This window comes from Nostoc favosum CHAB5714, from assembly GCF_020829495.1.
Lineage (GTDB): Bacteria > Cyanobacteriota > Cyanobacteriia > Cyanobacteriales > Nostocaceae > Nostoc > Nostoc favosum.
Genome location: NZ_JAIVFQ010000009.1, coordinates 124,266 through 150,614 on the forward strand (window position 1 = coordinate 124,266; position 26,349 = coordinate 150,614).

Below are 26,349 nucleotides of genomic sequence, written 5' to 3' on the forward strand. Positions count from 1 at the left end.
TTGATCAACAGTATCTGGAACATGGGGCATGGGGAATAACCAATCCCCAATCCCCAATCCCCAATCCCCAATCCCCAATCCCCAATCCCCAATGCTCAATGTAACGATTTGTCTAGCAGTTTAAGGGCGGATTTAGCATTTATGTAACATTAAATGAACGATAAAGATAAAGGAATTAATTCATGCCCTATACAAATGAAGAAGGCGGCCTTCTGAATAATTTTGCCCGGGAACCAAAGATTTATCAAGCAGAACCTCCCACGGAAGGGCAAAAACGAACTTATCTCTTCCTAGGAATTGCCGCTACAGTTTTGGTTGGCGGCTTGATTCTAGTTGCCTTCTTTGTTTCTAAGAGCAGTTGATCATAAAATATTTTAATAAAACTTCATTTTCTTGATAGTTTTTCAGGTTCCGATTTTAAAAGGAGCCTGTTTTTTTATTTTTTGTTAAAATTAAATTAAAATTTAAAGTATAATTATATACTGTTTTCTTCTACAATACCTGAAAAACTCAATTTATCCTAAGCGGTACAACGTTAGCTTAAAAATCATTTCTATTATGAAGTTAGCCCACTTGGATGCGTCCAGAAAAGTGATTATGTACTGTGTTTTGGCTCTTTAGCCGCCATGAGCGTGAATGATACTGCACAAAATGATAATTCTAGTTGGAATCGGCAAGTATACCACCGCCTGAAACTTGCCCTAAGTCTTGGCTTAAGACGACAAATTTTTTTAGCAGTATGTGATGATTTACACTTAAGGAATCAAGTAGCGACCCGTTTGCATTCTACATTGGCTTATCCTATTGGACAAGTGCTATCTCAGCCATCAAATGCCCAAGAAAATAGCACTCTAGCTTATCCGCGATTAGTCACGTTGCGTTTGAATTTAAACGATCCCAATCCCATAGTTCAAATAAATCAATGGTTGGCAAACTATCCACCGCCAATTGTTGGGGCATCAAAAGATAGCCCTGGAAGACCTTTTCCAGTACCAGCATTTCAGATTGTCGGCGTGGAGCATCTCACCAAGCAACCAGTCGCTACACAACGGTTATTTTTGCACCATCTCCGCTTAAGCGAACAATATTTCTCTGTACAAGAATCTAGCCGATTCCTTGAATCTAACTTGCTGTTATGGATATCGCGTCCTTGGTTATCTGCTATCAAGCAATCAGCGCCACAGTTTTGGCGTTGTCGGACTGGCGTATTTGTGTTTGCCGGAGAACCCACACCAGCGACTCAGAATTCGGGTTATCCAGAACGTTTTTCTAATCCCAGAAGCTTGGATTTAGGCTATATTGAGCAGTCGATTGTAGATGAATCAGTTACCCAAGCAGAACTCAGAACCGCCGCCAGCGAGTTAAAGTTGAAGAATAATTCCGATTTTCCGGCAGAAACACAAGGGAATAGCGTACATAAAATCCAGGAAGTTTCGCCATCAACGGCAGATTTATTGAAGGCTGCGCCACAACAGCAGGAATCTACTAATAGGTCTGGTAGTGGGAGTAATAATCAATCGCTGTCGTCTTTATCTCATATTAGTAGCGAGTTAACGGAGCTAGTAATAGCAACAATAAATACAAATATTGCTCAAGATACAGAGGATTACTTGCAACCGCAGCAGATTTTGTTGGAGATTGAAGAATTACACCAAAAGCAAGTTCCAGGGGAGGTACTGGCAGAAGCTTATCATCGCTTGGGCAGCTTATACCGCCTTCGGATTGAGCAAGGAGATTCAACCCTAGAAAATCTGATGGTAGCAATTATTGCCTATCAGGAGGCAATTAGCTATGACGAAACCTCACCACAACTCCCAGATATCTTGAATGATTTGGGTACACTCTACTGGATGCTATACCGTACACCGCCCAATTCTGAGGAGGGACAAAGTTATATAGAGCAGGCAATAGAATTTTATCAGTTGGCGTTAAAGATGATTTCGCCCCAGACACATCTAGAAACTTACGCTCGTGTGCAAAATAATTTGGGGACGGCTTATGGTGATTTAGCTCGTTTTTCTCACCCATCTGAAAATTGGCAGCAAGCAGTTTTAGCTTATAGTGAAGCACTCAGCTACCGTACAGCCGACATGGACTCATTAAAGTATGCGGCTTGCCAGAACAATTTGGGTACTGCTTACTGGCATCTAGGGCAATACAACCAACCGATTGTGCATTTAAAGAAAGCGATCGCAGCTTACAACGAAGCACTTCTACACTACAACCCTGGACAGGAACCGCTCAAATATGGCATGATTCAAAACAACATCGGCACCGCCTGTTGGAATCTAGCACAATACGAACAACCTGCCCAAAATCTCCAGCTAGCTATAGATGTCTACACTGAAGCTCTCAAGTATCGCACTCCAGCTAATGTTCCCAGCGCCTGCGCTGCTACACAAAATAATCTGGGTACTGCCTACTGGCATCTAGCAAACCTATCTCAGACAACTAAAGAGGCACGGCAAAAGTATCTGCAACTATGTATCAGCGCTTACGAAGAGGCCATAGCCTTGGCTCACTCACTTAGCGGTACTCCTTTAAGTTTTGATTTGCTTGCCTCTTATAACAACCTGGGACTAGCACATTATCAGCTAGTAATAGATAAGTCATTTAATAGTGACAAAGCAACACGTTCTCAACACTTAGAAGTAGCATTAGACAACCATTTGCAAGCCTTAAACGGATTAACCAAACAGCCAGAGGCTTATGAAACAACCTTTAATTATATAGTGAAAACTATTCGTGCTTTTCATAATGAATTAGGCATACAGGGACAAAATCTGGCTTTATCTAAAGTTCCTAGTCAGTTGTTGCCAGAGATTTTGTCAAAGCTATAAAGCAATACGCTTGGGTTAAGGCTAAAAACTAAAACTGGCGTAGGTTGGATTGAGGAACAAAACCCAACATTATCAAGGCTTTGTTGGGTAACGCTTATGCTCAACCCAACCTACTATTCTTCTTCTTAATCCAAGCGTATTGAGCTATAAAGCAATACGCTTGGGTTAAGGATTTTTGGTATTGATTTTAGGTATGTAGAGACTAGCAATTGCAACGTCTCTTGCATTGGATTTGGGGGAGCATCCCAATTTTGCACGAAGGTGTTTGTCATTGCGTGGTTTTGATATAACTTACACATTTGGGATGCTCCCGGATTTGGGGCTTAACCCAAGCGTATTGTGATATAGATGATTTCTGCTTTTCCTGGGAAAGCTTGTGGCAGCAAGTACTACATACCTACCATCAACAACAGGAGAACGGCGCAGTAAATCACCTTGAATTCAACCAACGAATCAGATTCGTCCCAATAGCGCGGGGAGTGTTAAAAAGAGTAACTTTATATTGACTTGACAATTAATTAGAGAACCAAGTAAGGTAACGATGTCTACGACGGGCTACGCCTACGCAATTACTGTCTTACTAACTACAAAGTGGTAAGATATTGTGACACTACATAAACTTAACTTAAATAATATAAATCATTAAATAAGATTTTATAATATACAAATCCAATAAAATATTGGTGTGTCTTCCGTAAATTTACTAAGGTAGACTGGAGACATAGTTTAAAAAGCTCCAGAATGAGATTTGGATACTTAAGTTATGAAACTAAGTTTGGTTTTTGCGGCTGCTATATCTAGTTTTTTTGTGGGTGCGACCACAGCACTTGGTTTCTCTGACCAAGCAGATGCTCTAACTTTTTCTGGTATCTCTACTGGTACATGGGGAAAACCTACTTCAGGAAGCACCGATATCAATCCCAATCCCATATACACACGTGTGGGAAACAACATATTTACTTGGGGTGATGCTAATGTGTGTTTACCAAGTCCAAATCCTCCTACTGGATGTACAATAACAGGCTCAAATAAACTTACCTTCACTGGAAATTCGTTTTCAACTGACATTAACTCTGTATTCAAAATAGCTGATTTAGCTTACTTTAATGGAACGGTACTTAAAGGAACAAGCGTTGAAGATGTACCTTTAAATCTCAATGTATCCTTCAGCACTCCCGTTGGAATCAGCCAAGTTTTTGACTTGAAGTTGCGTCTAGTAAATACACCTAATGACGCAACAAATTCTGAAGAAGAGAATGCAGACTTTGTATTTATAGACGAAAACTTGAGTAATCCCACTTTTACCTTTGAAGGCAATGAATACACGCTTGAACTAACTGGTTTTAATGCAGACCTTGGCCAGATAAGTATTAAGGCTCTTGAAGGAGGCACAACTAAAACAGCTATTTATGCCAAAATCAAAACCATACCTGAACCTGCAACAGTAGCGGGTCTATTCCTAGTAGGGATGTACCTGATATCTAGTAAAAAATTGCCAAAGAAGAAACACTAAGAGCTTTCGCTGTTAAAACATCTGCTCCTGTTCGCGCTTGAGGATGTAATTACACTAGAGATTTTTTTGGCTCCAATACCAGGTTTGTAGTGGTCGTACCTGTGAGAAATCCTACCAACGATAAGCCAGTTTGCTCAACTCTCTTAAGACGCCCACACAACTGGCTCCTGTATTTTATGCATTTTATGCAATTGAGAACCGCTACATAACCATATTCCATAATTGATAAATTTTAACCCAACACAAGAATTGCTGCGATCGCATCAAATTTTATTCCCAATAACCTTTACTACTTGAGAAAATACCTCTTACAAGACGTGCAAGGGGCGAGTGATATTAGGTTCGGTTAAACACTTATAATATCTGTAGGTTGGGCAGCCACTGGGTTCATTGGTGTCAAATTAAGCTAAAAATAGCTTAACTGTGGGCTGACTCACCCGCCTGGAACTAAAGTTCTTTGGCTTTTAGCTAAAGTCTACTTTAGTAGACTAAAGATTTTTGGGTATATCTCAATACTGCGTAGGTTTTGGCTAAAAAATAAAAATGTGTAGGTTGGGTTGAGGAACGAAACCCAACATTTTGAAGGGTTTGTTGGGTAACGCTTAAGCTCAACCCAACCTACGAATATTCTTAACCGAGGAGTATTGGGGCATATCTTAGTCATCAAGAGATGACTTTTGCTAAAAGCCAAGGAACTTCAGTTCCTTGCGGGACATGACTTTTAGGTTAATAGGACTTACGCACTGTACAAATGCATCGTGATGTGGATTACTTAAAATAGGTTGTCTCAGGCTTTTGTTAATTATCTGCGATCGTAAATAGACCATGCTGTGCCCTTACGAAAGATGAGGTGTCCCTGGCTTTGCTCCTGACTGACAAAGAAAGCGAAAACCTTTCCCAAGTTTTAGCAAATAAATTTACAATAGAAGTAAGAGTTCGCAGTCAGCCTATTCGCCTCTATTCAGTGGTGTAGATATGTGGACGTAAACAATGAAACAACTCTGGAAACAATTAGACTTATTTTGCGTCATGTTGAGAGTATCTCACCATCTATTTAGTGACGCGCATTAGCAAGATACAAATTCTCAGAAGCATATCTCCGATAGGCGTAGCTGCAACACAAACTCCAGATTATATAAGCACCTTAATATTCCGAATCGCCTATAAACAGGTTTCATAACTTTCAGAAACAAACTCAGTGAATCCACGTCATTAAATACATCACATACACAAAGGTTTACCCACTTATGACTCGCCTACATCAATGGAAATCTGGAACTGCTGCGCTTATGGCAATAGCCGTTACCGCAAGCGTCACTGCCCCACTGTTAACTTTAGCTCCTGCTAATGCACAATACAGAATTAGGCAAGACAGAATTGGGCAATATGGAAGCGTTACCATTCCTTCTGGGGTTGCTTTACCTGTTACCTATGAGAAAGAGACAATTACTATTGCTCCTGGGGAAACTAAATCTCTAACCTTGAGAATAGCGAATGACATTATCGATAGGAATAGAAATGTCTTGATTCCCGCCGGTACTAAAGTAAATGGACGACTAGAAGCTGTTGACCTAGATAGTTATTCAAGAGATATAGATGATAATCAAGGAAAAGGCGTGCGGTTTGTAGCTCAAGAATTAGAATTTTCTAATGGTCAGCGTCAGTCAATTAATGCAAGTTCTCGGACATATACCACAACTCAAAAAGTTTCACAGGGGCCCAGCACAGGTCAGGTTTTAACTGATGCAGCTATTGGTGCGGGTGCTGGTATTTTAGGTTCACTAGTTACTGGTAACCGCAGAATTGACGATTTAAAACCTGTTATCGGTGGGGCTGCGGGTGCGGGAGCAAGTGTGCTGTTGCGGAAAAAACAAGCAAATGTCTTTGTTCTTAGACCCGCACAAGATTTGAGGCTCACACTGAATTCTAACTTGAATTTAGTACCAATATCCCGCTACTAGATTTAACTCAATTCAAGTCGTGACTTTAATCACCCCTGATAGGCGATCGCAACTTTAAATATACTGTGCGATCGCCTTAATTTTTGACAGTAAAAAATTATTTTTAACAGCAACTATTTTATCTCTATATTGTCTTAATCAGTATCAATATTTATTAGAATCCTTATTTAATTGCGCTATGTGGGGAGCTAGGAAAATCGGCTCTATTTTCTTCTCTATCCAAAAGAGTATTCAAAATTACGTAATATCCTGATATTTTTGTTAAATAGTGGCAATAAAGGAGCTTTTACTTATGGAAATTCGAGGTTTAGGTATAGGCGCATATCTTGCAATTCCCGTAGGATTAATTCTTTTAACTCAGGGAGAAAGGATAAAAGAATTTTTAGCTCAAAACTTCGATCAGGTATCCACTAATAAGGAAATGAGCCTATCCAGCCCCCAGCTAATTAGCGCCAATTCAAAACCGAAAACATACTATGTTAGTGGTAGTGGAAAAGACCAAAATAGCGGACTCTCTACTTCAGCCGCCTTTAGGACAATTCAAAAAGCAGCAGACCTTACTAACCCTGGCGATACAGTATTGATTATGAACGGAGTATACAAAAATATAGCCAAAGCTGGGAGTGTAGTAAGTATTAAACGTTCTGGAACTGCAAAAGCATGGATTAGGTATAAAGCATATCCTGGGCATTCCCCAAAAATTCAGCACAATACATGGAACGGTATCCTGATTTCAAATGGAGCTTCATATATCGAGATCAACGGGCTGGAGGTTATAGGGAACAATGCCAATATCACCCTTGATTATGCGATGAGTCAGAAGACTAACAAACTAAATCCACTGACGAATGGAAACTGCATCAGCGTTGACGGACGAACCAATGGTCGTGTTCATCACATCCGTATTCTGAACAACAAAGTGCATGACTGTGGAGGAGCAGGTATTTCAGCGATTCAATCCGACTATGTGACAGTAGATAATAACGTGGTGTTTAATAATGCCTGGTATAGTGTTTATGGTAACAGTGGCATTTCAATGCTGAACAATTGGAATTCTGACAATAACCGGGGATACAAGATGTTCGTAACTAACAACAAAAGCTACAACAATCGCATGTACATCCCTTGGATCGCAGTCGGAAAGATCACAGATGGGAATGGCATCATTATCGATAGTTTAAAAAATCAACAGAAGAACTTAAAATTAAGTGCATATACAGGACGTACTTTAGTTAAAAATAATCTTACATTTAATAATGGTGGTTCCGGGATTCATACATTTATAAGTGATCATGTTGATATTGTAAATAACACTGCTGTTTTAAATAATCAGAGTCCAGAAATTAAAGATGGGCAAATATTTGCTAATAATTCATCGGATGTCAGAATATTAAGGAATATTCTCTATGCTTTCCCTGGCAAGAATATTAACAGTAGTTATAAAACTAAAAACGTTACTTATGACTATAATATCTACCTCAATAGTTCTAAGGTAAGTGTTAAGGGGCCTAACGATGTTGTTGCAGACTCAGAGTTTTTAAGTAAGCATCCCACTCTAGAAAAAATATCTGAAAATTGGCAATCACAGCTAGATAAACAAAATCCGCCAAGGCGGACTAATGTAGAGTCTAAGTCGGCAAGTTTAGTTTGTGAGCCAATGATTTATACTTTGCAAAACAAACCCATCCAAGTGGGATGCTCGCCGACATCTTTGGCTCAAACTACTCCTTCATCTTTGGCTCAAACTACTGCTTTTTCTGATGTGCCTAGCAACTATTGGGCGGCACAATTTATTCAACAATTGTCACAGCGAGGTGTAATTGCTGGATTTCCTGATGGTAGCTTCCGCCCTGAAGAACCTGTGACACGCGCTCAATTTGCCGCAATGCTCAACAAAGCTTTCCGAAAATCACAGCAACGGCAGGCGATCAATTTTTCTGATGTGCCTAGCAACTACTGGGCATCCAGTGCTATTGGGCAAGCCTATAGTATTGGTTTCTTAGCAGGATATCCTGGTAATCGCTTTCAGCCAAACCAGGCTATTCCCCGCCAGCAGGTTTTGGTTTCCCTCGCCAACGGTCTGGGATATACTTCTGATGGCAATAACGAAAGCACTCTGAGGTATTTCAACGATGCCTCTAACATCGCTAGCTATGCCCGTAGCCCGATCGCAGCAGCAAGTGAAAAGCAAATTGTGGTGAACTATCCTAATGTGAAGTCCCTGAATCCAACTGCAACTGCTACTCGCGCCCAGGTAGCAGCTTTTATCTACCAAGCATTGGTTAGTTCTAATCAAGCCCCAGCAATTAACTCGCCATATATCGTGTCAAACCCCAGGAATTAACTGCCTTATGTCGTAACTCAATTCAAGTTGTGACTTTAATCATCCTAATAGGCGATCGCCACTTTAACTATAGTGTGCGATCGCCTTCATTTTTAACCCTAAAAAATCTATTTTTCAGCAACTATTCTCTCTCTATATCGTCTCATTCAATATTCATATAGCAGTTCTCACTTGGGTGCAATACAGTCTAAACCTCACCCCGTATTTGATGGGTGCAAACACTCCCCTCTCCTTGGCAAGGAGAGGGGTTGGGGGTGAGGTTTAAAAATGTACTTCATGCAAATGAGAACTGCTATTTTTTTTAAAATACTTATTTAATAGCGTTAATCGGTAATGGGCTGATTAGACTATTACCTCTTGCTAGCTCTGTTGGCAGGTATTTTCTGATTTTTACTATCTGATTATATTGTATGCCGGAAGTAATGGTTTTTACAAAAAGCAGAAATAATTGGGAACCTAATACTTCAGCAAAGGTCTAATTAATTAACAGTAAAAAAACTAATTGTACCGGGATTAAAAATTAATGTTTACTTTAAATCGTTTGCAATCTGGAACAGCAGCACTCATGGCTTTAAGCGTCACAGTCGGTACTGTAGCGCCTTTCATTACAGCTTCACCATCTTTTGCTCAAACTACTTTTTCTGATGTTTCATCTAACTATTGGGCAGCACAATTTATTCAACAATTGTCAGGGCGAGGTGTAATTGCCGGATTTCCTGATGGTACTTTCCGCCCTGAAGAAGCGGTGACACGCGCTCAATTTGCCGCTATGGTCAACAAAGCTTTCCAAAAACCAGCGCAACGGCAGGCAATCAATTTTGTTGATGTGCCCAGCAACTATTGGGCATCCAGTGCCATTGGGCAAGCCTATACCATTGGTTTCTTATCTGGTTATCCTGGAAATCGTTTTGAGCCTAACCAAGCTATTCCCCGCCAGCAGGTTTTAGTTTCCCTTGCCAACGGTCTGGAATATAGTCCTAGCGGCAATACCGAAAGCACTCTGCAATACTTCAACGATGCTTCTAACATTGCTAGCTATGCCCGTAGCCCGATCGCAGCAGCAACAGAGAAGCAAATTGTGGTCAACTATCCTAATGTGAAGTTCCTGAATCCAACTGCAACCGCCACTCGCGCCCAGGTAGCAGCTTTTATTTACCAAGCGTTGGTTAGTTCTAATCAAGCCTCAGCAATTAACTCGCCTTATGTTGTGGCTGCCGGGTCTACTACCCCAACACCTATAGCTGTGACAATTCCTCAAGGGACTGCTATCCCTGTCAAGTATGACAAGGCAGAAAAAATTCTGGTTACAAAGGATGAAACAGCGCCTTTGACATTGACAGTATCCCAAAACGTGGTTACGCAAGAAGGTGCAGTAGTGATTCCGGCTGGTAGTCAGGTGATTGGTCAACTCAAACCTGCTACAGGTGGTTCTCAATTCGTTGCCGAGAGACTAGTTTTAACTACAGGTCAAGAGTATCAGCTTAACGCTAGCTCTGAAGTGATTACCAAAACTGAAACCGTCAACAAAGGTACTAGTACTGGTTCAATTATCAAGAATACTGTATTGGGCGCAGGTGCAGCAACTGCGGTATCTGCCGTCACAGGCGATCGCGCCATTGCCACAGAAGAAGTCTTAGGTGGCGCTGGTATCGGTGCGTTGGTTGGTCTGTTCTTCGGTAAAAATAGTGTTGACTTAATCGCCATTGACCCAGATACCGATTTACAAATGACCATCAATCAAAACTTGTTGGTTTCACTAAGATAGTTAGGAGTGAGGAGTTATGAGTGAGGAATTATGAATGAGGAGTTATGAGTGAGGAGTTATAAATTGAAGCCAGTTTTTAATTGAAAACTCCAAACTTCAGGGAGCATCTCACTTTTGTAAAAACACGCCTGCCTTGGCGAATGGAATTCGCAGCTATACAAACAAAACCCACCTCCGTGGGTTTCAAATTCTTTGAGTCCGCGTAGGCGGACGAAAGTTTGTATATCCGCAATTTATAATCGCCTGGTATATTTGCACTCATTGAGATGCTCCCAAACTCCAAACTCCAAACTCCAAACTCCAAACTCCAAACTCCAAACTAACTTCCAACTCCTAACTCCTAACTCCTAACTAAGTTTCCACTTCCGGCAACCAAATAATAAATGTAGTCCCCGGCGCATTGGGTGAAGTTAGCTTAGAGTTGATTGCAGGGCTGAAAACCTCTATTTCGCCCTGCATTTGCTCTATTAATTGTTTTGCGATCGCTAACCCCAAACCAGTGCCGGGGATTTCTGTTTGCGCTTGTACACCCCGATAATGCCGTTCTCCAAGATGCTCTAAATCCTGGGGTGGAATGCCAGGCCCGTTGTCACTAATGACAATTCCCTGAAAATTAGCCTTTTCTTGCCCCGCCTGAATCAAAATTTTGCCCCCAGTGGGAGTGTATTTCAAAGCATTATCAATAATATTAGTTAACACCTCTCGTAATGCTTTGACGTTGGCACGTACTAGGGGTGAATTTTGTTGAATTTCAGTTATTAGTTTTAGCTTTCGCTCTTGTGCGATCGCTTTGGCTGATATTAATAATGGTTCTAATATATCTGCTAACGAGCAGTCTACTGCTTTATCTCCCGTTCCCGGCAATAATAACGGCGGTTTAGCGTCTTTTTGGATAGTTGCTTCTACAAATACTTCTTCGGGGAGATGTAGTGGTGCTAAATCTGTGTCTGTCAAGTCAATTACTTGATCAAATTGTTGCAGCAATTCTTGGAGGCGATCGCTTTCCCGCACAATACTATTTGCCACATTTCGGTTGGTATCTGCTGGTCGCAACCTTTTCAATAGCAGTTTACCAAAAGTCCGCAATGCCGTTAAAGGGTTACGAAACTGATGCAACAGGTTATCCAGCAAATCTCGCTGTTTTTCTTGGAGAATTTGTTGCTCATGCAACTGCTGCTCAAACCATGCTCGCCGTTGATCTAAAATACAAGCGATCGCCAGTGTTTGGGCTATCCGTTGAATCTGACTTTCCTCGTGTTCATTCCATGCCCGATCTTTCCTACCCGTCACTAGTAACCCCATCATCACACCCTCATAAACCAGAGGTAAAACAATTTGGTTGCCACTAAATAAATATTCCTCTTTTAGATGGGGTTGAGACGCATCTGGTATCTCAGACTCCGGTGACGAGGTTGGAGATTCTGATCCTGCTGTCAATAACCTTCTCTGATGATTGGGTAATATAAACACATTTCCAACTTGAAGTTGCTTGTGTACTGTCGCTTCAGCAATCTCTTCCCCTGCTGGTAATAATGCTGTTTCCGGGTAGATTACCACAGGAATCAGTTTGGCCTCACCCGAAGGAGTCTCTACCAATTCTTGTGTCAGGTACACAATACTTAAAGTTGCTCCCAGCCCTTGGGTTAGCAGCGCTATTTGCTCTCGACATAGAGCAAGAAAATCGGAACTGGCAGACATTAACATTTTTTAGCTTTTGCTCAATATTACAGATTTTGAGGCATGATTAAGAGAAGATACTTAGTTTTTACCTCACCCATTTCATAAAGCTTAACTAAAATCTTCTACATGAAAGGTTTGTACCAAGGGATTATATCCTTAGGTTATTTTGTTTTATCTATCTCCAAAGATATTAATTTTCTTAAATTAAAAGGTTAAAAACTATTGATATTTTGAACTAGAACCTATATAATGACGACTGATTTTGTAGCTATCACTACAATCTATAGCTTGAAAGAGGAGGACAATAGATTGGCAAGGAGACGCAAAAGGAAAAGTCGTCGTCGTCAGGAAGGACGGCGAATTTTGGAACATGTGCCTCAATATAGCATCGAAAGTGGCGAAGAAAAACCTGTGACAGCAGCGAGAAGATTCATTCAAGCTGAAGGTATTTTGCCACCTGCGTTGCTACTCGTAAAGCGAAATGAACACACCACAGACCGTTATTTCTGGGCAGAAAAGGGACTCTTTGGTGCTCAATACGTAGAGGAAAACCATTTCTTGTTTCCTAGTTTGAGGGTGTTAGAACCTTCGCCAGGTCAAGAACCTCTTGCTTTAGCTAGTCGGTAAACTATAAACAGTCATCTTAGGCATTGAATGTGGCTCCTGACTATTATTGAACTGGCAAAATTGCTAAGTTTATGCAAAATTTAATTTTTTTTTAGTTTGGAGCTGATTTGCTTTTTAAGGCTAGTCCAGGTAGTTGGAAAATTAACTTGTCTCAAACCACGCTAGATTGCATGGGTTGATGGTAGTGTCATGATGCAGAAGGAAATGGGTATACAGCCAAGCGCCTCCAAAAGCGCTAGTGAAGTTGCCTTCTTGTGCCGTAAATTGTTAACCAAGCTCTGTCAACGAATTTAAGTTAATGAATTTAAATTTTTCCCTGCGACACAAGTCGTGGGGAAAATTGACAAAGCAGAAGTCTCGATTTCCTCCTTCCTACTTTCTATTTCATAAAGAGTAGGTCAGGTCATAAGTCTGCATATCATAGTTAATAGATCGTCATAAAAACCAACAATTATTCACCAGCCTTGAGCTGTAGATTCCTCTGTAACTCGCTGAGTTCATCTCGATGGGCAACTACAGTGATCTTACTTGAGGAGGTTTGTTCGTTCTTAGTTGTTTCTACTTTGAGCGACACCTTCTCAAGTCTTCCAGATTTTTTCCAATAAAATAGACCGCTCAAAGGCGACAGCAGTACCATAGGCAGAACAAAGGTACTCAGATTAGGAAAAAGCAGGTACACGACTAGTGAGAGACAAACAATACCAGTCGCTGCCAGCAGAGTTAAAAATATAGCTAAGAACCAACTGGGGCGAACATTACCTTCAAAAGTCACTTTGTTTTGTTCTCGGTCTACCGCCGCCACTCGGTAAGACCGCGAGCGAAAATACTCTTTTAATTGAGACATTAAAGCAGCTTCGTCTTGTTCAGATACCAGTTGCGCTGTTTCTATGCGGTCTTTAGTCGAGGCACGAATAAAGAAAAACAGCCCAACCGATAACAACAAGGTTAGCAGGAACGTAGATGGCAGAATAGCAGTATCCATAACTAATTGTTATTGTTTGACTGGAGGAGACTTATTCATTATCAATTATTCGTTACTTTGTCCTCTTGTTGATGTAGTCAAGCCATTGAAAAGCTAAATCCTGCGCTTGAACTTGCCATTCTGGAGAAACTTGGTACATTCGCCTGGGGCGTCCTCGTCCTTCGAGTTTCTTCCAATATCCAGTGATTGCCCTTTCATCTTCCAGAAATTTGATTGCACTATAAAGTACGGTATCCGAAAGCCTATAGGTTGGATATTCAGTTTCTAATTGCTCAATCAACTCGGTTCCGTAAGATTCACCTTGTAACAAAACAGACAGTATGTAACAAACTGCTACTTCCTGACAAAGGTAAGTTGGCGGAGGATTTTCAAAGAATTGATATATATCCTCAAGTTTCATGGTTAGTGAATGGCTAAAAAAATGCCTTAGGGTAGGGTCTACAATCCTTGTAGTAAGTATATACTGCTACTGCTAAGTGAGTAATATATATAAAGCTACTTAGACTAGATATCCATTGCGTAAATACGAAATAACTACCCACGCCTGTGAAGTTGTGGGACGAGTTTGCGAGTTTTAGGGGCACAAAATAGTGTATCCCTACTCAAGCTCGATACGGTGTGCTGAGGAGCGGACAGACAGTGCCAAATTCACTGTCTTGGTGTTAAGTGATGCCGAGCTAGTTAGAACTGCTTAAGCAATAAAATGCCATCGAAGAAATTTTACAGGTAAAATGCTATTTTGTCTGTAAAAGTTAATAAACACTTTGTTTTCCAGTGATTTTTCCAATGCGAATTCTGAAAGCTTACGCTAAGGGATATGTCTGGGTTAAAGCTGCTACGCCAGTGGAAACACTTAAGCAGTAACCATCACTGATTTCCTCCATCAAAGAATCTCTTGTCTCTTATGGCAATTGTGATAGTAAATTTATCAAAGAAGACCCAAAGGTGGGGGGAAAGAAGACCTGACTTTTCACGTTATATGGAAAAACCTAACCCCCTAACCCCCAACCCGTGGCGGGAAGGGGGAAAAATTCAAAGTCTCTCTCCTTAAAGGAAGAGAGAAATAGAAGAGAGGTTTTCCAGATACCGTGAAAAGTCAGAAAGAAGACGGGGAAACGCTCTGACGCGGGTAAAGAACTCTCCGCGTCCCCTTGTCCTCGCGTCCCTTAATCAAGCGCCCAGCACATTGGTGATCAGTATGTCACAAACTCCCGATGCTCCATCATCTTCCTCAACTCTCCGGGCAATTGCCCAAACTTTTCGCCTTACAGGTTGGATTAGCTTCTGGATTCAGCTAGTACTAGGCGTTGTTTCTAGCATAATTGTGTTGCTGTTCGCCATCTTTAATCAAAGAACTGGCATTCCTAGTAATAATCCTGGGACTGGCTTTGGCGTATTTTTAGCAATTTGTGGACTGGTTATTCTGGGTGGGGGGATTTATTTAGCTTACCGTTACACTAGAATTGGCAAGCAATTAGAATCCTCCAATCCCAGCAACCGCCCTCGGAAAAGCGAGACTGTGCAAGTATTACGCTTAGGGCTGTGGGTGAATTTAGGGGGAACGCTGGTAACTCTTTTGGGGGCGCAAGCGATCGTCGGTACACTGGTAGCAAGATCCATATCCCCGCAAGCTATAACTACCCAATTTTTTGACCCCACCCGAATTATTAGCGGTCTAGATATGCTTGTGGTACAGGCAAACACCAACACTGTCTCAGCGCATTTTGCAGGGCTTATTGCATCACTTTGGTTGCTTAATCGCATTAACCGTCCTTAGAAAATCACAGGAGTAATACCAAATTTTGGATTTTAAATTTTTCTAGCCGTAGCAAGATTGGCAAGGCAAAATTTTTATGTTTGCTTTTCTGGTCATGGCAAGCCAAAATCAGTATATGCTGATGTGTTGGCAGGTAGAGAATAGGCTAAAAACTGAGAAAAATCTGTGCTGGATATCAAGCAAATACGGGAAAATCCGCAATTAGTTCAAGAACGATTGAATAGTCGTAGTGGTAAATACGACATTGAGCCGATTTTACAGTTAGATCGGAAACAGCGAGAACTAGAGGGGACACGCAGTCAACTTCAAGCTCGTAGCAACGAAATTGGTAAAATTGTCGGGCAAAAGATTAAATCTGGGATAAATCCTCAAGACCCAGAAATTCAGGCTTTGCGGGATGAAGGTAACTCTGTCAAAGCTACGTTGAGCGAACTGGAACCCCAGGAAAAAAACCTCAAAGCTGAAATTGCCCAACTTGTGTTGGCACTTCCTAACTTACCAAGCGACTCTACACCCCTTGGTAAAAATGAGGAAGATAACGTAGAAGTGCGGCGTTGGGGTGATGAGTACATTCCCCAAAATCCGAATATTCTCCCTCACTGGGAAATTGGCGAAAAGCTGGGTATTCTCAATGTTGAACGAGCTGTGAAAGTTGCCCAAAGTCGCTTTGTGACTTTGATAGGCGCTGGTGCGGCATTAGAGAGGGCATTAATTCAATTTATGCTGTCTCTCCATACTCAAGCGGGATATGTGGAAGTCAGTCCGCCTCTGTTAGTTAATACCGAGTCTTTGACGGCGACCGGTCAGTTGCCTAAGTTTGCGGAAGAAAGCTTTAAATGCGCTGATGATGACTTGTGGCTGATTCCTACGGCGGAAGTTCCAGTTACAAATCTCTACCGGGGTGAAATTCTCGCTGCTGAAAACTTGCCTATCTACCACTGTGCTTTTACTCCCTGTTTTCGCCGCGAAGCTGGTAGCTATGGACGCGATATGCGGGGATTAATTCGCCTCCATCAGTTCAACAAGGTGGAAATGGTGAAATTTGTCGAACCCGGTACATCTTTTGATGAACTGGAGAAATTGGTAGGGAATGCAGAAGCAATCTTACAGGCGTTGAAGTTGCCTTACCGAGTAGTAAATTTAAGTACTGGGGATTTGGGATTTGCCTCTACCAAAACTTATGATTTAGAGGTTTGGTTGCCTTCTTCTGGCAAATACCGCGAAATTTCTAGCTGTTCCAATACTATAGATTTCCAGGCGCGACGGGCTGATATTCGCTTCAAAGAGGCGGGGAAGAAAGGTACCCAGTTCGTACATACCCTCAATGGTTCGGGTTTGGCTGTGGGACGGACTATGGCAGCAATTTTGGAGAATTATCAACAACCTGATGGGACAGTGAGGATACCAGAAGCGCTGCAACCTTATTTTGAACAGGGAGAAACGTTAGGTTTTTCATCGCTGCAAAATTTACAAAGAGTTCAAAAGTCAGCAGTTGTACCCCAACTTTTGCAACCAGTCTTACCAGAACGTATTTCAAAGCCAACAATACAATTCCAATACCGTTATATTGTTGATTTGCTGTTTTGGCTTCCAATCACCTCTTATGTTGTGTGGGTAATACTATCATTGTTGTTTTAGCAGAAAAACCAATCTGACCAAAACTTACATTTGGAGTATGTGGACAAAATGGTGCGTTACGCTGTCGCTAACGCACCCTACTGGCGTGGCACAGCTAAAATAGTGCGTTAGATGTAGATGTAGGTTGGGTTGAGCAACGTGAAACCCAACATTGATCGGAGTGTTGGGTTTCGTTCCTCAACCCAACCTACAATTTTTTTTGCAACAATTTAGCCTGGTCACGCCACTACTAGCTTTAGATGTTAGAACCAGATACGAAAAATCGAACTATGACTAATGCCCCATGCCCAATGCTCCATGCCCTATGCCCAATTAGAATGGAGATAACTATAGCTTAATATTTTCACTAATTTGCTCTATGTCAGTTTTAGCAGCGATCGCAGTTTTGGCTGTTTTAATCTTGGTACACGAGTTGGGACATTTTGTTGCAGCCCGTTCTCAAGGCATTCTCGTTAACCGCTTTTCTTTGGGTTTTGGCCCAGTTCTTCTTAAGTATCAAGGAAAGCAAACCGAATATGCTGTCCGCGCCTTTCCCTTGGGCGGCTTTGTGGGCTTTCCCGATGATGACCCCGATAGCGATATTCCACCCAATGACCCAAATCTGCTGCGTAACCGTCCAGTTTTAGACCGGGCGATCGTTATCAGTGCCGGAGTGATCGCAAATTTAATATTTGCCTACTTGGTGTTGGTTCTACAATTGGGTATCGTCGGCATTCCCAAGGAATTAAATTATAAAGCTGGTGTCGCCGTACAGCCTGTTAATCAAGAATCTGTTGCCTATCAAGCAGGAATTCGGGAAGGAGATATTATTCTGGCTGTTAACGGTCAAGAACTCCCGGCTTCTGATAAATCAACTCCTTTGCTGACAAAAGAAATTCAAACTCATCCCAATCAGCAAATCGAACTGAAAATTCTGCGTGACAACCAACAACAATCCCTGAAATTAACACCAAAACTGGGAGCCGATGGCAAAGGTGTAGTTGGTGTGGCACTTAGTCCAAATGCTACAGCAGTTTATCGTCGTCCTAATAGTCCTTTTGAAATTTTCGGACTTGCTGCTAACAGGTTTCAACAATTATTTGTTGGTACACTCAGCGGTTTCGGGCAGTTGATTACCAACTTTCAACAAACTGCTGGACAAGTTTCTGGGCCAGTTAATATTGTCAAAATAGGTGCAAAATTAGCTGAAGACAATACCGTAAACTTGTTGTCTTTTGCGGCAATTATTAGCATTAACTTGGCTATTATCAATATTTTGCCTTTACCAGCTTTGGATGGCGGACAACTCGCCTTTTTGCTGATTGAAGGTTTACGCGGTAAGCCTGTACCTGCCCGGATTCAAGAAGGTGTAATGCAAACCGGTTTGGTGTTACTCTTAGGGTTAGGAATTTTTCTCATAGTCAAAGAAACTACTCAATTAACTAGCCAATTGGAGTGGGTACAAAAATTATTTCAGTGAAAATAGGGAGTGGGGAGTAGGGAGTGGGGAATAGGGAAAAGAAACTTTTACCTTTAAAGCAACGGGCGATAGAAGTTTTAGCTCGTCTGAAGCGTCTTTATCCAGATGCTACTTGCTCTTTGAACTACTCAACGCCAGTACAATTGTTGGTGGCAACGATTCTCTCTGCTCAATGTACTGATGAGCGGGTGAATAAGGTGACACCAGCTTTATTTGATCGGTTTCCTGATGCTGCAAGTTTAGCGATCGCTGACTTGGTAGAATTAGAAAGCTTGGTGCGTTCAACAGGGTTTTATCGCAATAAAGCCAAGAACATTCAAGCTGCCTGTCGGATGATTGTTAGCGAATTTGACTCTGTTGTGCCTAACCAAATGGAGCAATTATTAAAGCTTCCAGGTGTGGCGCGGAAGACAGCAAATGTAGTCCTGGGTCATGCTTATGGCATTAATGTTGGGGTGACGGTAGATACTCACGTTAAACGCCTTAGCGAACGTTTGGGTTTAACTGAAGCAAAAGACCCCGTTCGGATTGAGCAAGATTTAATGGGTTTATTGCCACAGCCTGATTGGGAAAATTGGTCAATTCGGCTGATTTATCACGGTCGTGCTATTTGTAAAGCCCGTTCTCCCGTCTGTATTGCTTGTGAACTTGCTGATTTATGTCCTGCTGCTAATAAACCAGTGGTTGTAGGGTAAGCGACACAAGTAACCCCAGAATTGATGGAGAGACTGTAGAATGGAAAACGGTGTCTTTAAATAAGTTAGAGAATATATGGCAAAAAAGAGCATGATTGAGCGCGAGAAAAAGCGCACTAGGTTGATAGAAAAGTATGCTGACAAGCGGGAAGCTCTTTTGGAAGAGTTCAAAAGTGCAGCATCTCCCCTAGATAAGCTGGAAGTCCACCGGAAGATTCAACAGCTACCCCGGAATAGTGCGCCCACCCGCCACCGCAATCGTTGCTGGTTGACTGGTCGTTCTAGAGGTGTTTACCGCGATTTTGGGTTGTCTCGGAACGTGCTGAGAGAATGGGCGCATGAAGGTCTATTGCCTGGAGTTGTTAAGTCTAGTTGGTAAAAAGTTATGAGTGATGAGTTATGAGTGATGAGTTATTAATTGAGACAAACCTAACTCCTAACTCCTAACTTCTAACTCCTAACTATTATTGACCACAACACTTATCAATTCCCAGACTTTCTAAGAGTAGATCGCTGACGGCGTTGGCGATCGCAAACTCTCCATAAAAGCTATTGGAAAAATCATACGACTGCATCTCTGTGACAATGGCAATTACCAGAGAACCAAGGTCGTTTTCTCCTTCCATCCGTTGACGCACAAAAATCTGTGCGGCTCGTTGGGCTATGTTTTGGTTGACTGCTTCGGGGATAAATTCTGTATCTAGCCAGCGTTGTAAGCGTTCTCGTAACCATTCACCTTCGAGCAACGGATTTTCAGGCGGTGGTAGGGTAATGGGTGGAATTGGTTGAGTCATCTTTTTTATTTTAAACGCAGAGGGACGCGGAGGGAAACGCAGAGGAACGCGGAGGATGATTGATAGGATCGAATTGCGTTTCTAAGAGTGTTTTTTTTATATTTATTTATGGAATATGATATTGCGGCTATTGTTGAGGGTTATGCACAAGGCTATTTTCTCATGGCTGATGATAGCGATCGCCTGAGTTGGTACGGAAGTTGCGATCGAACTTTTATTCCTTTGGATGAACGGTTTCGCTACCCTAAGTCTTTGCAGCGTGTCTTGAATCAAGAGCGTTTTAGTGTGGCTATTAATCGGGATTTTCAAGCTGTGGTGGCTGGGTGTGCTGACAGAGAGACAACTTGGATTTCACCGGAATTGCAAAAGATTTACTGGCTACTTTACCAGAGTGGTTATGCTTTTAGTTTTGAAACTTGGCAGGGTGACGAACTAGCTGGGGGAATTTTAGGGATTGTTATTGGTGGGGCTTTCATTGGCGAGTCGATGTTTTACCGCATTCCGGAAGGCTCGAAGGTAGCGATGGTAAAGTTGGTGGAAAGGTTGCGTCAGAAGGAATTTGTATTTTTTGATGCCCAAATGATGAATCCCCATTTGGAAAGATTTGGTGCTTATCGAGTTGAGGATGAAAAATATCAAATGCTACTTAAGCAAGCGTTGCAATGTCGCTGTTTTTTGGTATAAAAATGGTTAAAGACTATCTCCGAGTGAAACCGTATGTCAGACTTACTTGGAAGAATTACAGTTAATCCCAAACAATGTGGTGGTCGTCCCTGTATCCGGGGCATGAGAATTCGGGTATCAGATGTACTCGACTTGTTTGCGGCAGAACTGAGTGCCGAACAAATCCTAGAAGAAATGCCCGATTTGGAAGCGGATGATCTTAAAGCAGCACTTCTGTACGCTTCACGTAAGCTCAATCATCCCGTTTTGGTTGCATGACGATCTGGGTAGATGCACATCTGTCACCCGCAATTGCAACTTGGATCACCATTACATTCGGCATAAGGGACTTCCAAATAAAAAAATACCCAAAAATTGACGAAAAAGCTCTATTTTCCTCATTCCTCTGTGTTCTCTGTGTCTCTGTGGTTCGTTTATTTGGGTAATTTATTTCTTGGAAGTCCGTAACGATAGGCTACGCCAGTCAGCTAGCGGATATGCAACCCAATACCTTTCGCCAACTCCTCAAGCAGCGAAACATCCCTCTCTACTCTTACGACGTTGAGGACTTTGAATTGGATTTGAAAAATCTGCGAGAGCTTGGAAAGTTGTAATTGTTATTAGCGATACGTTAGCTTGAGATTATTGTTGAGGAGATGGCAGAACTACAATCACTCCAACAACCAACTAAATAAACCTTCTACTGTCAGGCTGAAATCTTTAGCAAATTCTGGCACTGGTAACTGTGTCCCTAGTTCCTCGTAAAAAGTGGTTGGTTGATCTGGCAAGTAAACAAACACAGATTTTTCTTGAGGATCAATCAGCCATCCCATCTGAGTTCCATACTTCAGGCAATGCAGAATATTCTTGGTAACTTTAGTTTGACTTTGATCGGGAGATAAAATTTCAATTGTCCAATCTGGGGCAATTGAGAAGACGTTAGCAACCCCACCATTTTCTTTACGAGGAATTCTGTCCCACATAAACACACAAATGTCAGGTATGATTGAGCGATCGCCAAAGCTACAGCGAAGCTCACAGAAAGCCCGTGCAATCTGTTGGGGTTTGACAACCAAGTTAATTGCAGGTGCTAACTCGGTCTGAATTGCGCTGTGTTCTCCTTGCGGCATGGGTTTTTGGATGATACGCCCATCAATGTATTCACTGGCAGGTTCTGTCTCTGGCAGATCCAGAAATTCACTTAGAGTCAGAGATTTAGCAGGGGTCTGTACCATTTAAGGTTTCCTTACTAGGGGTAAGTTGTACTACTGCTATTTGTTATTCTACAGATAGATCAATCAGTTAAGAAAATAAAGTAGAGAAATAGACAAAATCCATGCCCAGGAAAATTCGGAAGTATCCCTGAACCCAGCACGCTGCAAATTGCCTGATTAGGATTCCAAAACCGTTCTCTTAGAGTGAAAATAGCCCAGTTATCTGAAGAAGATTTAGTCTGATTATAAAGTGTTAATCGAAATTACTGGGGATAAGCGATCGCACTATCAAATCCCTTACACTTTTTCTTCAGTAACTAATGTCAGACTAACCCATTCGCCTTTATCGTTATAGCTGCGAATCATCCTCTGGCGCACATTTTGCTGGATTAACCAACCTGCTTCCAAGAATAAGGGTTGACGTAATTGCACCTTTAGAGGAGAAGTTGCAGAAGCGCCATCAGGTAACAATAATACTTGTACTTGCTTTTGGGGATTTTGGTCAAAGAGAACGATGGAACCTTTAATGGTAGCAGTTGAGGTAATTGTACGATCGCCAAAAGAAGTACTTTGAATTAACCGCCCAGTATCATCAAGTTGTATTTTCAAAGTTATAGAGTAAATATCAGGCGAACGCAAATCTCGATATATTGTCACTGCTCGTCCTTGCCATTCTCCCAACAAATCATTTATCTGCAAAGGTGGACGTTCTGTTGCTGGGGTTCTGGCTAGATGTTCTCGAATTAAAACTAATCTACTTAGATTACCAGTCTTATCAAACAGTTGCACCAGACGTAAGCGGCGATTTTCATGAACAAAAGCGAGTTCTGCACCGAATTCGGAAAATGGCCCTAGCTGAATTAAACCTTCAGAAAATGAACCATTTTCAAAAAAAAGTAGACCCCCTCCCACAGAACTATATTCTCTGATTACATCATCTCCTCCCGAACGACTCAGAGTTAGTAGCACTGTCTGGTTATTGTTTAAACCTTCTAGAGAAAGACGGCTAGGAGTATCGGTCAAAAGTGTACCTTCGGGAGAAAAGTTGGTAAATGAACCTTCCCATACACCGAGATTTTGCAGAAAACATTCCCATTGTGATTTCATAAGGTTTTGTCATTAGTCATTTGTCACTTGTCCTTTGCAATGGCCAATGATTAATGATTAACCTTTGGCAAAACGTCGGACAGCAAATAAGCTTCCCATTAATCCTACAGCTGCACCGAAACTCAAGAGAATCAGGGGCAAGAGTAAAATTTGGGCTGGAGTGAGTTGCACCCCGTTGGTGATAGCTTGAATAAATTCAGGTTGATTGGCTAGCAACTTACCGAGAAACTGTTGAATCACTGAAATGAAACTCCAAGCGATCGCACCACCAACCAAACCGAAGGTAATTCCTTGTAAAATAAACGGGAGGTAAATCCAAGCCGATGTTGCTCCCACTAGTTGCATAATTTCAATTTCCTGGCGTCGCGCCATGACAATCAGCCGAATTGTGGTGGTAGTGACTGCGATCGCTGTTAAAGTCAGAATAATCGTAATTGTTAAAGTAATCCAGTTCAGACCTTGATGCAATTGGGCAATGCGTTTAACTGCTTCATCCACATACTGCACCGTCTCAACTCCCGGCAATTTAGCCAACTGCGTTGCTAAAGTTGGTACAACTTGAGAATTACGCGCTTTTATCTTCATCTCATCAACCAGAGGATTCTCACCTAGCTGCTGGGTAGCCCCCTCAATATCAGAAATTCTCATTTCCTTAACTAACTTAGTCCAAGCTTGCTCTTTGGTAATGGTTTGCATCGCCGCTACCTCTGGCATTTTTGCAATCAGTGGCTCAATGGTTTGGGCTTGCGTATCCGGTTCGAGATAAACTGATATTTCTAGCTGGCTACCAAACTGATAGAGGAGTTTTTCAACTTGCCAAGAGGTTTGCAAACTCAAGCCAAATAAAAACAGTAACACCGTAACAGTACTTACAGCTGCCCAATTCATCCAACCTCCCCGCAGTAAACCGAGGAAAGTTTCTTTGAGCAGGTAGTCAAATTTCGTGAAAGATTTAAACACAGATTACCTCAGTCAAAAATTCATAACTCATAACTCATAACTCATAACTCATGACTCAGCACTGACTAGTGACGAGATTGATAGAATTAAAGTAGTAGGAATTTTCACCATCTAGCCATAAAGACTCATGCCCTCTGAAATTGCTGTAGAGAAAAAAAAGTTAAAAAATCCACCTTTGGAGCTTCATTATTTAGGCGATCGCGTCCTACGTCAAGCTGCAAAGCGAGTTGCGAAAGTGGATGACGAACTCCGCCAAGTGGTGCGCGAAATGTTGCAAACTATGTATAGCAAAGATGGCATTGGTTTGGCTGCACCGCAAGTGGGAATTCACAAACAACTAATTGTCATCGACCTGGAACCAGAGAACGCAGCTAATCCACCTTTGGTGCTGATTAACCCCACCATTAAACAAGTAAGCCGCGACATCTCCGTAGCCCAAGAAGGATGCTTGAGTATTCCCAACGTATATCTAGACGTAAAGCGCCCCGAAGTCGTAGAAATTGCCTATAAAGACGAGTATGGCCGTCCCCGGACATTAAAGGCTAATGACCTCCTGGGACGCTGCATTCAGCACGAGATGGATCACCTTAACGGCGTGGTATTTGTAGACCGTGTGGAAAACTCCTTGACTTTAGTCCAGGAGCTATCTAAAAATGGCTTCTCGTATCAAGCGGTGAAACCAATAGTATAGGGGGCTAGTAGTGTATTTAACTCCAAAAAGCGGTTTATTTCTGGGTGGTTCTTGTGTAAGTGCGATCGCGGCTGTCGGTTCTATTTTTGAACTCAGTTACGGACGACCAGATTTTGGTTTCACGACCACTGCGATTATCCTGGCATTGAGCATTCCACTCACAGGATTATTTTTCTTTGCCGCAGTGAAGGACGCAAGGGCTAACATGAAATAAGCATCAGGTACATAAAAAAGGTAAAAGGATGAAGTAAAAAGGCAAAATTCATTCTTTTACCTTTTATTTTTGCTATTCATCTGCCACTGCCCCTAAAGCTTTTAGCGTCACTAACTGTGCTGCGGTTAACCCTGTTACCCTGGTGATATTCATTCCTTCATAGGGGCCTACTTGCTTTTCCTGGCAAACGAGCATCCTTTCTTGATCCAAAGCGATCGCTTCTAAAATAGAAGAATGCTGTCAACTCCCATTCAACTACTGCGACTGTCTCAAGGACAACTGAACTTACTAGAAGCTTGTCCGCGTAAATTCCAACATACTTACCTAGAACAACTCAATTCACCCTCAAATCCAGAACAAGAAGAACGGCAAACTTTGGGTAGTCGTTTCCACTTGCTAATGCAGCAACGAGAAATGGGTTTGCCAATTGATAGTTTCCTGCAAGCAGATGCTAAACTGCAAAGCTGGATGCTAGCTTTTGCCGATGCAGCCCCAGAAATTTTAACGGCTGCATCTGATAATCAAACTTTCCGTGAAAGTGAACACTACCGCACTCTGCAAGTTCAGGATTATTTGCTGACGGTTGTCTATGATTTATTGATTGCAGATAACCAACAAGCGCAAATTCTCGACTGGAAAACTTATCCTAAACCACCCAATAAACGCAAGTTAGAATCCAACTGGCAAACACGGCTTTATCTGTATGTATTGGCAGAAACTAGCGACTATTTGCCAGAAAATATTTCGATGACTTACTGGTTTGTCCAATCTGAGGGCAAACCGCAAAATATTAAATTTAATTACAATACTGCTCAACATACACAAATAGCAAAGAAACTTAATCAATTATTAAGCCAGTTAACTAATTGGCTGGAAAATTACCAAAATAACCAGCAGTTTCCTCAAGTGGTGGAGGGTAGCAAAACCTGTGATTATTGTCAGTTTGCCAAACGGTGCGATGCCTACGGCGGTAAACTACGCACACAAGTTACTGAAGAAGCAGTGAAAAATTCATTGCCCAATTTTGACAGCATTCAAGAAGTCTCACTCAACCCTATACTTTAGAGCAATACGCTTGGGTTAAGGCTAAAAAATAAAACTGGTGTAGCGACTGTTTTAAAAGTCAAGCGACGCCGAATAGCCCGTACTTCGACAAGCTCAGTGACCATCGTAGACATCGCTTTGTTTGTGGAGATTTATGAAAGCGATGCCGTTCGCGGAGCGTCTCCAAGAGTTGGCGGGCTATTCGGCGTCGCACCTGTGTACTTGATCGCGGTGCGACAAAGTTTGAAGTACTCCAACACGACTTTGAAGTACCTCAACACGACTTTGAAGTACCTCAACACGACTTTGAAGTACCTCAACACGACTTTGAAGTACCTCAACACGACTTTGAAGTACCTCAACACGACTTTGAAGTACCTC

Annotated in this window: 25 protein-coding genes and 3 pseudogenes; 20 read left to right on the top strand and 8 right to left on the bottom strand. The window is 41.9% G+C overall.

Features of this window, described 5'->3' with window-relative positions; translation table 11 throughout:
- Positions 1 to 182 precede the first annotated feature (182 nt).
- The 7 genes and pseudogenes from psb34 (at position 183) to LC586_RS09430 (ending at position 10,423) form a co-directional block, all read left to right on the top strand.
- Positions 183 to 362, top strand: coding sequence for a photosystem II assembly protein Psb34 (psb34, locus tag LC586_RS09405; protein ID WP_229484300.1), 180 nt, complete (start codon positions 183 to 185; stop codon positions 360 to 362).
- A gap of 264 nt (positions 363 to 626) precedes the next feature.
- Positions 627 to 2,840: a tetratricopeptide repeat protein gene (locus LC586_RS09410; protein WP_229484301.1), complete on the top strand. Its 2,214-nt coding sequence runs from the start codon at positions 627 to 629 to the stop codon at positions 2,838 to 2,840.
- Positions 2,841 to 3,603: 763 nt separating this feature from the next.
- A complete protein-coding gene (locus tag LC586_RS09415) occupies positions 3,604 to 4,353 on the top strand; it encodes a choice-of-anchor K domain-containing protein (protein WP_229484302.1) in 750 nt (249 codons plus the stop codon).
- A 1,247-nt stretch (positions 4,354 to 5,600) separates the two neighbouring features.
- Positions 5,601 to 6,314 carry a conjugal transfer protein TrbI gene (locus LC586_RS09420; RefSeq protein ID WP_229484303.1) on the top strand — a complete coding sequence of 238 codons (714 nt, stop codon included), beginning with the start codon at positions 5,601 to 5,603 and terminating at the stop codon, positions 6,312 to 6,314.
- A 421-nt stretch (positions 6,315 to 6,735) separates the two neighbouring features.
- A pseudogene (locus LC586_RS43400) lies at positions 6,736 to 7,635 on the top strand (right-handed parallel beta-helix repeat-containing protein); the annotation flags it as partial.
- Positions 7,636 to 8,004: 369 nt separating this feature from the next.
- Positions 8,005 to 8,643 (top strand): annotated as a pseudogene (locus LC586_RS09425) (S-layer homology domain-containing protein); the annotation flags it as partial.
- A 538-nt stretch (positions 8,644 to 9,181) separates the two neighbouring features.
- On the top strand, positions 9,182 to 10,423 hold the full coding sequence (locus tag LC586_RS09430; protein WP_229484304.1) for an S-layer homology domain-containing protein: 1,242 nt from the start codon (positions 9,182 to 9,184) through the stop codon (positions 10,421 to 10,423).
- A gap of 351 nt (positions 10,424 to 10,774) precedes the next feature.
- Here the strand turns inward: LC586_RS09430 and LC586_RS09435 are convergent, their stop codons facing one another.
- Complete coding sequence (locus LC586_RS09435) at positions 10,775 to 12,127, bottom strand: GAF domain-containing sensor histidine kinase (protein ID WP_229484305.1); 1,353 nt, start codon at positions 12,125 to 12,127, stop codon at positions 10,775 to 10,777.
- A 285-nt stretch (positions 12,128 to 12,412) separates the two neighbouring features.
- Here LC586_RS09435 and LC586_RS09440 point away from each other — a divergent pair, with 285 nt between their 5' ends.
- On the top strand, positions 12,413 to 12,730 hold the full coding sequence (locus tag LC586_RS09440; RefSeq protein WP_041566316.1) for a DUF3155 domain-containing protein: 318 nt from the start codon (positions 12,413 to 12,415) through the stop codon (positions 12,728 to 12,730).
- A gap of 451 nt (positions 12,731 to 13,181) precedes the next feature.
- Here LC586_RS09440 and LC586_RS09445 read toward each other — a convergent pair whose 3' ends face one another.
- Positions 13,182 to 13,712, bottom strand: a complete 531-nt coding sequence (locus LC586_RS09445; protein ID WP_229484306.1) for a cofactor assembly of complex C subunit B — start codon at positions 13,710 to 13,712, stop codon at positions 13,182 to 13,184.
- A gap of 52 nt (positions 13,713 to 13,764) precedes the next feature.
- A complete protein-coding gene (locus LC586_RS09450; RefSeq protein ID WP_229484307.1) occupies positions 13,765 to 14,112 on the bottom strand; it encodes a PadR family transcriptional regulator in 348 nt (115 codons plus the stop codon).
- 798 nt (positions 14,113 to 14,910) lie between these two features.
- On the opposite strand from LC586_RS09450, the gene LC586_RS09455 reads away from it, so the two are divergent.
- From LC586_RS09455 to rpsN, 5 genes and pseudogenes are all read left to right on the top strand, one after another.
- Positions 14,911 to 15,489, top strand: coding sequence for a DUF3611 family protein (locus LC586_RS09455; RefSeq protein ID WP_229484308.1), 579 nt, complete (start codon positions 14,911 to 14,913; stop codon positions 15,487 to 15,489).
- A gap of 165 nt (positions 15,490 to 15,654) precedes the next feature.
- Positions 15,655 to 16,914, top strand: a pseudogene (serS, locus tag LC586_RS09460) (serine--tRNA ligase); the annotation flags it as partial.
- 571 nt (positions 16,915 to 17,485) lie between these two features.
- Complete coding sequence (rseP, locus tag LC586_RS09465; RefSeq protein WP_229484309.1) at positions 17,486 to 18,586, top strand: RIP metalloprotease RseP; 1,101 nt, start codon at positions 17,486 to 17,488, stop codon at positions 18,584 to 18,586.
- Between the two features lie 23 nt (positions 18,587 to 18,609).
- Positions 18,610 to 19,281, top strand: a complete 672-nt coding sequence (gene nth, locus LC586_RS09470; RefSeq protein WP_229484310.1) for an endonuclease III — start codon at positions 18,610 to 18,612, stop codon at positions 19,279 to 19,281.
- A 76-nt stretch (positions 19,282 to 19,357) separates the two neighbouring features.
- Positions 19,358 to 19,660, top strand: coding sequence for a 30S ribosomal protein S14 (gene rpsN, locus LC586_RS09475; protein ID WP_229484311.1), 303 nt, complete (start codon positions 19,358 to 19,360; stop codon positions 19,658 to 19,660).
- An 85-nt stretch (positions 19,661 to 19,745) separates the two neighbouring features.
- Here rpsN and LC586_RS09480 read toward each other — a convergent pair whose 3' ends face one another.
- Positions 19,746 to 20,075 (bottom strand): DUF8822 family protein, encoded by a 330-nt coding sequence (locus tag LC586_RS09480; RefSeq protein WP_012410384.1) that lies wholly within the window; start codon positions 20,073 to 20,075, stop codon positions 19,746 to 19,748.
- 108 nt (positions 20,076 to 20,183) lie between these two features.
- Between LC586_RS09480 and aat the strand changes: the two genes are divergently transcribed.
- The 3 genes from aat to LC586_RS09495 all read left to right on the top strand — a co-directional run bounded on the left by aat (position 20,184) and on the right by LC586_RS09495 (position 21,352).
- Positions 20,184 to 20,759 carry a leucyl/phenylalanyl-tRNA--protein transferase gene (gene aat, locus LC586_RS09485; protein ID WP_229484312.1) on the top strand — a complete coding sequence of 192 codons (576 nt, stop codon included), beginning with the start codon at positions 20,184 to 20,186 and terminating at the stop codon, positions 20,757 to 20,759.
- Between the two features lie 33 nt (positions 20,760 to 20,792).
- Positions 20,793 to 21,017, top strand: coding sequence for a DUF433 domain-containing protein (locus LC586_RS09490; RefSeq protein WP_229484313.1), 225 nt, complete (start codon positions 20,793 to 20,795; stop codon positions 21,015 to 21,017).
- Between the two features lie 191 nt (positions 21,018 to 21,208).
- On the top strand, positions 21,209 to 21,352 hold the full coding sequence (locus LC586_RS09495) for a UPF0175 family protein (RefSeq protein WP_309143368.1): 144 nt from the start codon (positions 21,209 to 21,211) through the stop codon (positions 21,350 to 21,352).
- Between the two features lie 57 nt (positions 21,353 to 21,409).
- Here the strand turns inward: LC586_RS09495 and LC586_RS09500 are convergent, their stop codons facing one another.
- From LC586_RS09500 to LC586_RS09510, 3 genes are all read right to left on the bottom strand, one after another.
- Positions 21,410 to 21,973, bottom strand: a complete 564-nt coding sequence (locus LC586_RS09500) for a Uma2 family endonuclease (RefSeq protein ID WP_229484315.1) — start codon at positions 21,971 to 21,973, stop codon at positions 21,410 to 21,412.
- Between the two features lie 276 nt (positions 21,974 to 22,249).
- Complete coding sequence (locus LC586_RS09505; RefSeq protein WP_229484316.1) at positions 22,250 to 23,059, bottom strand: DUF3598 family protein; 810 nt, start codon at positions 23,057 to 23,059, stop codon at positions 22,250 to 22,252.
- A gap of 57 nt (positions 23,060 to 23,116) precedes the next feature.
- Positions 23,117 to 24,019, bottom strand: coding sequence for a cell division protein FtsX (locus LC586_RS09510; protein WP_229484317.1), 903 nt, complete (start codon positions 24,017 to 24,019; stop codon positions 23,117 to 23,119).
- Positions 24,020 to 24,146: 127 nt separating this feature from the next.
- Between LC586_RS09510 and def the strand changes: the two genes are divergently transcribed.
- Both def and LC586_RS09520 read left to right on the top strand, forming a co-directional pair.
- A complete protein-coding gene (def, locus tag LC586_RS09515; protein WP_229484318.1) occupies positions 24,147 to 24,710 on the top strand; it encodes a peptide deformylase in 564 nt (187 codons plus the stop codon).
- Between the two features lie 10 nt (positions 24,711 to 24,720).
- Positions 24,721 to 24,924 carry a hypothetical protein gene (locus LC586_RS09520; RefSeq protein WP_100899691.1) on the top strand — a complete coding sequence of 68 codons (204 nt, stop codon included), beginning with the start codon at positions 24,721 to 24,723 and terminating at the stop codon, positions 24,922 to 24,924.
- Between the two features lie 72 nt (positions 24,925 to 24,996).
- Here the strand turns inward: LC586_RS09520 and LC586_RS09525 are convergent, their stop codons facing one another.
- Positions 24,997 to 25,134 carry a hypothetical protein gene (locus tag LC586_RS09525; protein ID WP_229484319.1) on the bottom strand — a complete coding sequence of 46 codons (138 nt, stop codon included), beginning with the start codon at positions 25,132 to 25,134 and terminating at the stop codon, positions 24,997 to 24,999.
- A 24-nt stretch (positions 25,135 to 25,158) separates the two neighbouring features.
- On the opposite strand from LC586_RS09525, the gene LC586_RS09530 reads away from it, so the two are divergent.
- Together LC586_RS09530 and LC586_RS09535 are read left to right on the top strand one after the other, a co-directional pair.
- Complete coding sequence (locus LC586_RS09530) at positions 25,159 to 25,989, top strand: PD-(D/E)XK nuclease family protein (RefSeq protein ID WP_229484320.1); 831 nt, start codon at positions 25,159 to 25,161, stop codon at positions 25,987 to 25,989.
- Between the two features lie 96 nt (positions 25,990 to 26,085).
- On the top strand, positions 26,086 to 26,349 hold a 264-nt coding region (locus tag LC586_RS09535; protein ID WP_229484321.1), incomplete at its 3' end, for a hypothetical protein.

Bases quoted from the DNA above. Each gene is read 5' to 3' on its own strand.
- LC586_RS09500 (WP_229484315.1), bottom strand. From the start codon at position 21,973: ATGGTACAGACCCCTGCTAAATCTCTGACTCTAAGTGAATTTCTGGAT.
- LC586_RS09420 (WP_229484303.1), top strand. From the start codon at position 5,601: ATGACTCGCCTACATCAATGGAAATCTGGAACTGCTGCGCTTATGGCA.
- LC586_RS09450 (WP_229484307.1), bottom strand. From the start codon at position 14,112: ATGAAACTTGAGGATATATATCAATTCTTTGAAAATCCTCCGCCAACT.
- rseP (WP_229484309.1), top strand. From the start codon at position 17,486: ATGTCAGTTTTAGCAGCGATCGCAGTTTTGGCTGTTTTAATCTTGGTA.
- LC586_RS09430 (WP_229484304.1), top strand. From the start codon at position 9,182: ATGTTTACTTTAAATCGTTTGCAATCTGGAACAGCAGCACTCATGGCT.
- psb34 (WP_229484300.1), top strand. From the start codon at position 183: ATGCCCTATACAAATGAAGAAGGCGGCCTTCTGAATAATTTTGCCCGG.
- rpsN (WP_229484311.1), top strand. From the start codon at position 19,358: ATGGCAAAAAAGAGCATGATTGAGCGCGAGAAAAAGCGCACTAGGTTG.
- LC586_RS09445 (WP_229484306.1), bottom strand. From the start codon at position 13,712: ATGGATACTGCTATTCTGCCATCTACGTTCCTGCTAACCTTGTTGTTA.
- LC586_RS09505 (WP_229484316.1), bottom strand. From the start codon at position 23,059: ATGAAATCACAATGGGAATGTTTTCTGCAAAATCTCGGTGTATGGGAA.
- LC586_RS09530 (WP_229484320.1), top strand. From the start codon at position 25,159: ATGCTGTCAACTCCCATTCAACTACTGCGACTGTCTCAAGGACAACTG.
- LC586_RS09480 (WP_012410384.1), bottom strand. From the start codon at position 20,075: ATGACTCAACCAATTCCACCCATTACCCTACCACCGCCTGAAAATCCG.
- LC586_RS09415 (WP_229484302.1), top strand. From the start codon at position 3,604: ATGAAACTAAGTTTGGTTTTTGCGGCTGCTATATCTAGTTTTTTTGTG.
- LC586_RS09490 (WP_229484313.1), top strand. From the start codon at position 20,793: ATGTCAGACTTACTTGGAAGAATTACAGTTAATCCCAAACAATGTGGT.
- aat (WP_229484312.1), top strand. From the start codon at position 20,184: ATGGAATATGATATTGCGGCTATTGTTGAGGGTTATGCACAAGGCTAT.
- LC586_RS09410 (WP_229484301.1), top strand. From the start codon at position 627: ATGAGCGTGAATGATACTGCACAAAATGATAATTCTAGTTGGAATCGG.
- LC586_RS09435 (WP_229484305.1), bottom strand. From the start codon at position 12,127: ATGTTAATGTCTGCCAGTTCCGATTTTCTTGCTCTATGTCGAGAGCAA.
- def (WP_229484318.1), top strand. From the start codon at position 24,147: ATGCCCTCTGAAATTGCTGTAGAGAAAAAAAAGTTAAAAAATCCACCT.
- LC586_RS09455 (WP_229484308.1), top strand. From the start codon at position 14,911: ATGTCACAAACTCCCGATGCTCCATCATCTTCCTCAACTCTCCGGGCA.